Annotated in this window: 3 protein-coding genes; all 3 read left to right on the top strand. The window is 69.0% G+C overall.

Annotation, left to right across the window (positions count from 1 at the left end; all coding sequences use genetic code 11):
- On the top strand, positions 1-8,479 hold an 8,479-nt coding region (locus AB0K11_RS12510), incomplete at its 5' end, for an amino acid adenylation domain-containing protein (protein WP_364976621.1).
- 7 nt (positions 8,480-8,486) lie between these two features.
- The gene (locus AB0K11_RS12505) at positions 8,487-8,915 is read left to right on the top strand and encodes an organic hydroperoxide resistance protein (RefSeq protein WP_364976618.1); all 429 of its coding nucleotides are present in this window, start codon (positions 8,487-8,489) and stop codon (positions 8,913-8,915) included.
- Positions 8,916-8,926: 11 nt separating this feature from the next.
- Positions 8,927-9,562, top strand: coding sequence for a sensor domain-containing protein (locus AB0K11_RS12500; RefSeq protein WP_364976800.1), 636 nt, complete (start codon positions 8,927-8,929; stop codon positions 9,560-9,562).
- Positions 9,563-9,617 lie beyond the last annotated feature (55 nt).

Here is a 9,617-nt window from a genome sequence, read left to right as displayed (position 1 = left end):
CGGCGATGATGTCGCCTACCTGATCTACACCTCGGGCACCACGGGCACACCCAAAGGTGTTGCGGTCACCCATGCCAACGTGACCGAGTTGATGGCCTCCCTCGACGCGGGACTCCCTGCGGCGGGGGTGTGGGCCTTCTGCCATTCACTGGCGTTCGACGTGTCGGTATGGGAGATCTTCGGCGCGCTGCTGCGGGGCGGTCGACTGGTCGTCGTTCCCGAGATCGTGACGGGCTCACCTGAGGACTTCCAGAACCTGCTGGCCGACGAAGACGTCAGCGTGCTGACCCAGACCCCGTCGGCGGTGGCGATGCTCTCACCGGAACAACTCACGTCCTCGGCGCTGGTCGTCGTCGGTGAGGCGTGTCCGGCCGAGGTGGTGGCGCGGTGGGCGCCGGGCCGGGTGATGGTCAATGCCTACGGTCCGACCGAGACCACCATGTGTGTGGCGATCAGTGCGCCGCTCACCCCGGGTTCGGCGGTGCCGATCGGCTCGCCGGTGGCGACGGCGGCGTTGTTCGTGCTGGATTCGTGGTTGCGACGGGTGCCGGCCGGGGTGGTCGGTGAGTTGTATGTGGCGGGTCGCGGTGTTGCGGTGGGTTATGTGGGCCGGTCGGGGTTGACCGGGTCGCGGTTCGTGGCGTGCCCGTTCGCCGATGCGCCGGGTCTGCGGATGTATCGCACCGGGGATCTGGTGCGCTGGGGTGCCGACGGGCAGTTGGAGTATCTGGGCCGCGCCGATGAGCAGGTCAAGATCCGCGGGTACCGGATCGAGCTGGGGGAGATCCGGGCTGCGTTGGCCTCGCTGGAGGGCGTCGAGCATGCGGCGGTGATCGCGCGTGAGGATCGCCCGGGTGACAAGCGGCTGGTCGGCTACATCACCGGCACAGCCGATCCCGCGGCGTTGCGTGCGGTGTTGGCCGAGCGGCTGCCGCCATACATGGTGCCCGTGGCGGTGGTGGCTCTGGAGGCGTTGCCGTTGACGTCGAACAACAAGCTCGACATCCGCGCGCTGCCCGCCCCGCACTACCGCGACGCCGAGCACTACCGGGCCCCGACCGACGCGGTCGAGGAGATACTGGCCGGGATCTACGCCCAGGTGCTGGGATTGGACCGGGTGGGGGTCGACGACTCGTTCTTCGAGCTCGGCGGGGACAGCATCCTGTCGATGCAGGTGGTGTCGCGGGCCCGGGCGTCGGGCCTGAGCTGTCGGCCGCGTGATGTGTTCGTCGAGCAGACGGTGGCCCGGCTGGCCCGGGTGGTGAGGACCGCAGGCGGCGCAGTCGTCGCCGACGACGGGATCGGTCCCGTGCCGCTGACCCCGATCATCCGCTGGCTTCGCAGCGTGGACGGGCCGGTCGACGAGTTCAACCAGACCATGGTGGTGCAGGCGCCTGCGGGGGTGACACAGGCCGACGTCGTCGTCATGCTGCAGGCCCTCCTCGACCATCACCCGATGTTGCGGGTGCACGCCGACGATTGGGCGCTGCGTGTGCCCGAAGCCGGTGCGGTCAGGGCGACCGACTGCCTGCAGACGCGGGACGTGCTCACCGATCACGCCGTGGTCGAGGCACGGTCGCGGCTGAACCCGGCCACCGGGGCGGTGCTCAGCGCGGTGTGGGCCACCGAGACGGGTCAGCTGGCGCTGGTGGTGCACCACCTCGCGGTGGACGGGGTCTCGTGGCGAATCCTGTTGGAAGATCTCAACATCGCCTGGGCCCGGCACCGCGGCGGGCATCCGGTCGAACTGCCCACCGGCGGGACCTCGTTCGCGCGATGGGCCGCCGTGCTCGCCGAGCTCGCACACGCCGATGCGGTGACCGGGTTGGCGGACACGTGGCGGCACGTGGCCGACACTCCGGCGGCACTGCCCGCACCCCGGCCCGAGTCGGACACCTACGCCACCGCCGGGCAGTTGTCGGTGGAACTCGACGCCGATACCACCCGGTCACTGCTTGGCGCCGTCCCCACCGCATTCCACGCCGGGGTGCAGGACATCCTCCTGAGCGCCTACGCCGTGGCGTGGGCGGAGTTCCTGGGTACACCGGGCGCGCCGATCGGCATCGACGTCGAAGGCCACGGCCGCGATGAGGACATGGCGCCCGACGTCGACCTGTCGCGCACGGTGGGCTGGTTCACCACCAAGTATCCGGTGGCACTGACCGTCGACGGGTTGTCCTGGTCGCAGGTGAACGCCGCCGGCACCGCACTGGGGGCAGCGGTGAAGGGCACCAAAGAACAATTGCGTGCCCTGCCCGACGGCGTGACCTACGGGCTGCTGCGTTACCTCAACCCTCACCTCGATCCCGGCGTGTCCGACCCGGTCATCGGATTCAACTACCTCGGCCGCCGCGGCGGGGCGGCAGCGGAGATCGCCGAATGTCTGTGGCAGCCCGCCACGGGACTGACGGTCGGCTCGGTCGCGTCGGCGATCCCGATGCCGTTGACCCACACCGTGGAACTGAACGCCGCCACCATCGACACCGAGGCCGGCCCTCGGCTGCACGCGACCTGGACATGGGCACGGTCAGCTCTCGACGACGATGCGATCGACCGGCTGAGCCGGATGTGGTTCGACGCCCTGACCGCTATTTGCACCCACGTCCACCACGGCGGTGGCGGACTGACCCCCTCGGACGTCGCCCCGGCGCGACTGAGTCAGGCACAGATCGACGAGCTTGCGCGGCAGTACGACCTCGCCGACGTGCTCCCGCTGACGCCGTTGCAACGTGGCCTGTTCTTCCACGCCGGCGGCGTGGACGCCGACGACCACCAGAGCGACGACGTGTATGCGGTGCAGTTGGAGCTGAGCGTGCGAGGAGCGGTGGACGCGGACTCGCTCGCCGCGGCGGTGCAGGCGGTCGCCCGCCGCCATCCTCATCTCGTGGCCCACTTCTGCGACCGGTTCGACGAACCGGTGCAGATCCTCCAGGCGAATCCCGTTGCGGGATGGCGTCATGTCGCGTTGGACGACGAGAGCGACAGCGACGGACAGACGGCGCAGATCTGTGCGGCCGAACGGGCCGCAGTCTGGGACCTGGCCGACTCCCCGCCGTTCCGGGTGGCGTTGGTCCGCATCGCCGAGCACGACCACCGCATCGTGATCACCAGCCACCACATCGTGCTCGACGGTTGGTCGCTGCCGATCCTGTTGCAGGAGATCTTCGCCGGATACTTCGGACACTCGCTGCCCGCGCCGGTGCCCTACCGCCGGTTCGTGACCTGGTTGGCCGACCGCGACCTGCACGCCGCCCGGACCACCTGGCGTGAGGTGCTCGAAGGATTCGAGACCCCGACACTGGTCGCGCCGGCCGACCGGATGGAGTTCGGGCCGCGTGGGATCAACGCATGGACGGTGTCTGAGCACACGACCCGGGCCCTGAGCGACCTCGCCCGCTCGCAGCACACCACGATCAGCACGGTGCTGCAGGGGGCATGGGCACTGCTGCTGACCTCGGTCACCGGACACCACGACATCGCGTTCGGGACCACGGTGTCGGGACGTCCCGACGAGGTGGCGGGCGTGGAATCGATGGTGGGGTTGTTCATCAACACGGTGCCGGTGCGGGCGCGTCTCACCCCGCTGACCACCATTGCCGATCTGCTCGCCGCTCTGCAGCGCGCGTACAACGACACCCTGGAGCACCAGCACCTGGCGCTGCCGGAGATCCACCGCGCCGCCGGACACGACCGGCTGTTCGACACGATGTTCGTCTACGAGAACTACCCCGTCGACAACGCTGCGCCCGCCGGTGCAGACGGGCTGGCCGTCACCGGTGTCGTGAGCCGCGAATACAACCACTACCCGCTGACGATGCAGGCGCTGCCGGGCGTCGAACTGCGCCTGCGGTTCGAGTACGACACCGACGTGTTCGGTCCCCGCACCGTCGCGACGCTGGTCGAACGGTTCACACGCATCCTCACGACCATGGCCACCCGCCCCGCCGCCACGTTGTCGTCGCTCGAGCTGCTCGGCGAGGACGAACGGGCCCGGCTGGACAGAATCGGCAACCGGGCGATCCTGTCGGCGCCCGTCGACACGTCGGCGTCGATACCCGCGTTGTTCGCAGCCCAGACTGCACGCGTGCCCGAGGCGGTGGCGGTGACCTCCGAAGGCCGATCGCTGACGTATCACGCACTCGACGAGGCGTCGAACCGATTGGCGCACAGGATGATCGGACAGGGGGTCAGTCCCGGCGACTGCGTGGCACTCCTGCTGCCCCGCTCGGCCGGAGCCGTGGTGGCGATGGTGGCGGTGCTCAAGACCGGGGCGGCCTACCTCGCCCTCGACCCCGAGGCGCCGGCGTCGCGGCTGGAGTACATGCTCGAGGACTCCGCGCCCGTCGCGGCGATCACCACTTCGCCGCTGGCCGACCGCTTGGACGGCCGCGAGCTGGTGGTCGTCGACGTCGACGATCCGGCGATCGGCACTGAGCCGGTCACGCCGTTGCCCGCGCCCGAGGCCGACCTGGTCGCCTACGTGATCTACACCTCTGGCACCACCGGCACGCCGAAGGGTGTGGGGGTCACCCACCGCAACCTCTGCCACATCGCGCAGTCGTCACCTGCGGACCTGCCCGCCGAACAGGTGTGGACACAATGCCATTCCTACGCATTCGACTTCTCTGTATGGGAGATCTGGGCGGCGCTGCTCGGTGGAGGGCGGCTGGTGGTGGTGCCGGAGGCGGTGACGCGTTCACCGCAGGACTTCCACGCGCTGCTGGTCCGCGAAGGCGTCAATGTGCTGACCCAGACCCCCTCGGCGGTGGGCATGCTCCCGCACGAAGGTCTGGAATCGGTGGCTCTGCTGCTGGGCGGTGAGGCATGTCCGGCAGAGGTGGTGGATCGGTGGGCGCCGGGTCGGGTCGTCGTCAACGCCTATGGTCCGACGGAGGCCACGATCTATGTGTCGATGAGCGCCCCGTTGACGGCGGGATCCACTGTGCCCATCGGTGCGCCCGTGCCCACGGCGGCGGCACTCGTGCTCGACGGGTGGCTGCGCCCGGTGGCTGCCGGGGTGGTCGGTGAGCTGTACGTCGCCGGCCGCGGCGTGGCGACCGGGTATCTGGGTCGGTCGGGTCTGACAGCGGCCCGGTTCGTGGCGTGCCCGTTCGGGGCGGCCGGGACGCGGATGTACCGCACCGGTGACCTCGTGCGCTGGACCGCCGACGGGCAACTGGAGTACCGGGGCCGCGCCGACGAGCAGGTCAAGATTCGCGGTCACCGCATCGAACTCGGTGAGATCCGGGCGGTGCTGGCACAGGTCGACGGCGTCGAGCAGGCGGTGGTGATCGCCCGCGAGGACCGCCCCGGTGACAAGCGACTGGTCGGCTACTTCACGGGCACCGCCGAGCCCTCCAATGCCCGCAGACAACTGGCGGATCGGCTGCCGGCCTACATGGTGCCCTCCGCGGTGGTGCCGTTGACGGTGGTGCCGATGACGATGAGCGGCAAGCTCGACGTCCGCGCACTGCCGGCTCCCGAGTACCAGGCCGGCGATCACTACCGCAGACCCGTCGATGCGGTCGAGGAGGTGCTGGCCGGCATCTACGCCGAGGTACTGGGTCTGGATCGGGTGGGGACGGACGACTCGTTCTTCGAATTGGGCGGCGACAGCATCCTTTCCATGCAGGTGGTGTCGCGGGCGCGGGCGGCCGGTCTGACGTGCCGGCCGCGTGACGTGTTCGCCGAACAGACCGTGGCCCGGCTGGCACGGGTGGTCGGAACGACCGACGATGCACGCGTGGTCGACGAGGGTGTCGGGCCAGTGGCCGCGACGCCGATCACGCGGTGGTTGGAGACGGTCGACGGCCCCACCGAGCAGTTCAACCAGACGATGGTGGTGCAGGCCCCGGCCGAGGCGACCGCGGCCGATGTCGTGGTCCTGCTGCAGGCGCTGCTGGACCACCACGGCACGCTGCGGTTGCGCGTCCGGGACGACAGTGCCGGCCAGTGGGCGCTGCACGTGTCGGAACCGGGGTCCGTCGACGCGGGCGACTGCCTGCTCACGGTCGACGTCCTCTCCGAGGCGACCCTGATCGCGGCACAGGCCCGGTTGAATCCGGTTGCCGGAACCGTGCTGAACGCGGTGTGGACGGCTCGGACTGGCCGGCTGGCGGTCATCATCCACCACCTTGCCGTTGACGGTGTGTCGTGGCGAATCCTGTTGGAAGACCTCAACATCGCGTGGATGCAGCACCGCAGCGGGCAGTCGATCACGCTGCCGGCAGGTGGCACGTCATTCGCCCGGTGGTCCGTTGTGCTCAACGACCACGCGCATGATGCGACAGTGGTCGAGCAGGCCGACGCGTGGCGGGACATCACGGCGACCCCGGCGGTGCTGCCTGCGGTCCGGCCGGATCTGGACACCTACGCGTCTGCGGGCCACATGTCGATGACGTTGGACCGCGACACATCTCGGATGTTGCTCGCAGAGGTGCCGACGGCGTTCCACGCCGGGGTGCAGGACATTCTTCTGATCGCCTTCGGACTGGCGCTGGCGGAGTTCGCGGACGCCGCAGGCGCCCCGATCGGCATCGATGTGGAGGGGCACGGCCGCGACGAGGAAATGGCCCCCGACGTCGACCTGTCCCGCACGGTCGGGTGGTTCACCGCGAAGTACCCGGTGGCGCTACGGATCGGTGATCTGTCCTGGAACGACGTGAAATCCGGTGCCACGGGTCTGGGTCCGATCGTCAAGGGCGCCAAAGAGCAGTTGCGCGCGCTGCCGGACCCGCTGAGCTTCGGTCTGCTGCGGTACCTGAACCCCCAGATCGAGCTGACCGGACCCGAACCGTCGGCGGGCTTCAACTATTTGGGCCGCCTGGGTGGTGGCGCCGGGGGGCTGTCCGACGACCTGTGGCGGCCGAGTGAGGACGCGTCGCTGGACATGGCCGCGACGGCGATACCCATGCCGCTGTCGCACACCGTAGAACTGAACGCGCTCACCGTGGACACCGACACCGGCCCCCAGCTGCGTGCCAAGTGGACGTGGGCCACCTCGGTGCTGCAGCAGGAGCAGATCGAACGGCTGGGCCGGTTGTGGTTCGAGGCGCTCGCCGGCATCTGCGCGCATGTGCAGCACGGTGGTGGCGGTCTGACGCCGTCGGACGTCGCGCCGGCGCGATTGCAGCAGCAGCACCTCGACGAGCTGGCACGGCATCTACAGATCGCCGATGTGCTGCCGTTGACCCCGATGCAGAAGGGGCTGCTGTTCCTCGCCGACTCGGCGCAGGTCGGCGACGACTTGTACGCGATGCAGCTCGACTTCACGGTCGCCGGGCCGCTGGACGCCGACCGGCTGCGCAAGGCCGTCAATGCGGTGGTGTGCCGTCATCCACACCTCGTGGCCCGCTTCTGCGCACAATTCGACGAACCGGTGCAGATCATCCCGGCCGATCCGATGCCGGCGTGGCGCTACATCGAGATCGACGGCACCGACGACGTGGCCGAGCAGGTCGAGCAGCTGTCGAAGACGGAACGCGCCGCGGTGTGCAACCTCGGCAAGTCGCCGGCGTTCCGGGTGACGCTGATCCGTACCGAGTGCCACCACCGCCTGGTGCTGACCTTCCACCACATCGTGGTCGACGGCTGGTCGATGCCCATCCTGTTGCAGGAGATCTTCGCCGGCTACTACGGATTCCCGCTGCCCTCGGCGGTGCCCTACCGGCGGTTTGTCACCTGGCTGGCCGAGCGGGACCTCGACAGCGCGCGCGCCGCGTGGCGCGAGGTGCTGGCCGGATTCGACACCCCGACCCTGGTGGCGCCGTCGAACCGGCTGGAACCGGGACCGCGCGGTGCGGTGTCGTTCGAGGTGTCCGAGCAGACGACGCGATGCCTGGGGGAGCTGGCGCGCAAGGAACACACCACGGTCAGCATGGTTCTGCAGGGCGCCTGGGCGTTGTTGCTCACGTCGCTGACCGGCCTCCACGATGTGGCCTTCGGCGTCACGACCTCCGGTCGCTCCGAGATTCCCGGCGCGGAGTCCATGGTGGGACTGTTGATCAATTCGGTGCCCGTGCGGGCCACGTTCACATTGCAGACCACTGTCTCGGATCTACTCGCTCAGTTGCACCGTGCGCACAACGACACCCTGGAGCATCAGCATCTCGGGCTGGCGGAGATCCACCGTGTGGTCGGTCAGGATCGATTGTTCGACACGATGTTCGTCTACGAGAACTACCCGGTCGACACCGACGCGCCGCTGGGTCCCGACGGCCTCGCCATCACGGATTTCAGCAACCGCGAGTACAACCACTACCCGTTGACGGTGCAGGCGATCCCAGGCAGGGAGTTGACGATTCGATTCGAGTTCGACTCGGAGGTGTTCGACGAGCACCGGATCCACACGCTGTGGCAATGGTTGGGCATGGTGTTGACGGCGATGACCGACGAGATCGAGGTGGAACAGTCCGCGGGGCCTGAGGGCGCGGCGTCGGCGACTGTCCTTCGGCGGCCCTCCTCGGCCCGGCTGGCATGATCGAGACATGAGCATCGAGGTCAAGTACACGGCGGAGTCCACGGCGAGCGGCGGCGGCCGCGACGGTCACGTCAAGTCCGCCGACGGCAAGATCGACCTGGACACCCGTCCGCCGAAGGAACTGGGCGGGAGCGGCGAGGGCGTCAACCCCGAACTGCTGTTCTCGGCCGGTTACGCCGCCTGCTTCCTCGGCGCGCTGCGCCTGGTGGCGAAGAACGAGAAGGTCCAGATCGACGACGCCAGCGGCATCACCGCGCAGATCGGGTTCGGTTCCGACTCCGAGGGCGGCTTCGGCCTGACCGCCCATCTGATCGGCTACCTGCCCGGTCTCGAGCAGAGCACCGCCGACGATCTGATGCAGAAGGCGCACGGGGTGTGCCCGTACTCCAAGGCCACCCGCGGCAACATCGACGTCAAGCTGTCGGCGAAGGTCTAGCCGTGCGGGCGATCGTCGGGGCCGTGCTGGGCGCCGGGCTGGCGCTGACCGTGTCGGCGCCCCTGGCGGCAGCGCGGCCGTCGGACCCCGGCGTGGTGTCCTACGCGGTGCTGGCCAAGGGTTCGGTGGGCAACATCGTCGGCGGTCCGATGCGGTGGGAGTCGGTGTTCACCGATCCGGTGCAGACCTTCTCCGTCGACAACCCGGCATGCAACAACTGGGCCGACGTCGGGCTGCCCGAGGTGTACGCCGATCCCGACCTGGCCTCGTTCAACGGTGCGGTCGCCCAGACGTCGGCCACCGACGCCACCCACCTGGTCAAGCAGGCGGTGGGTGTCTACGCCAACCCCGACGCCGCCGACCGGGCGTTCCACCGCGTCACCGACCGCACGGCGGGGTGCGCGGGACAGACCACGGCCATGCACCTGAACAACGGAACCACCCAGGTGTGGACGTTCAGCGGCGGACCCGCCACCGCGACCGACGCCGACTGGGTCAAGCAGGAGGCCGGGACGGACCGGCGGTGCTTCACCACCACCCGCAAGCGGGAGAACGTGCTGCTCCAGGCAAAAGTCTGTCAGTCCGGCAACGGTGGTCCCGCCGTCAACGTGCTGGCCGGCGCCATGCAGAACACGCTCGGGCAATAGTCCGCCGCGCCTGTCATCAAGGTGTCACGGTGAATTCGCGAGACTTTGTCGGTCG

Source organism: Mycobacterium sp. NPDC050551 (genome assembly GCF_040674075.1).
In the GTDB taxonomy this organism is placed as follows: Bacteria; Actinomycetota; Actinomycetes; order Mycobacteriales; family Mycobacteriaceae; genus Mycobacterium.
This window is presented reverse-complemented; position numbering and strand designations above follow the sequence as displayed.

What these genes read in the sequence shown, in the direction of transcription:
- AB0K11_RS12505 (WP_364976618.1), top strand. Translation starts at nt 8,487, where the DNA reads ATGAGCATCGAGGTCAAGTACACGGCGGAGTCCACGGCGAGCGGCGGC.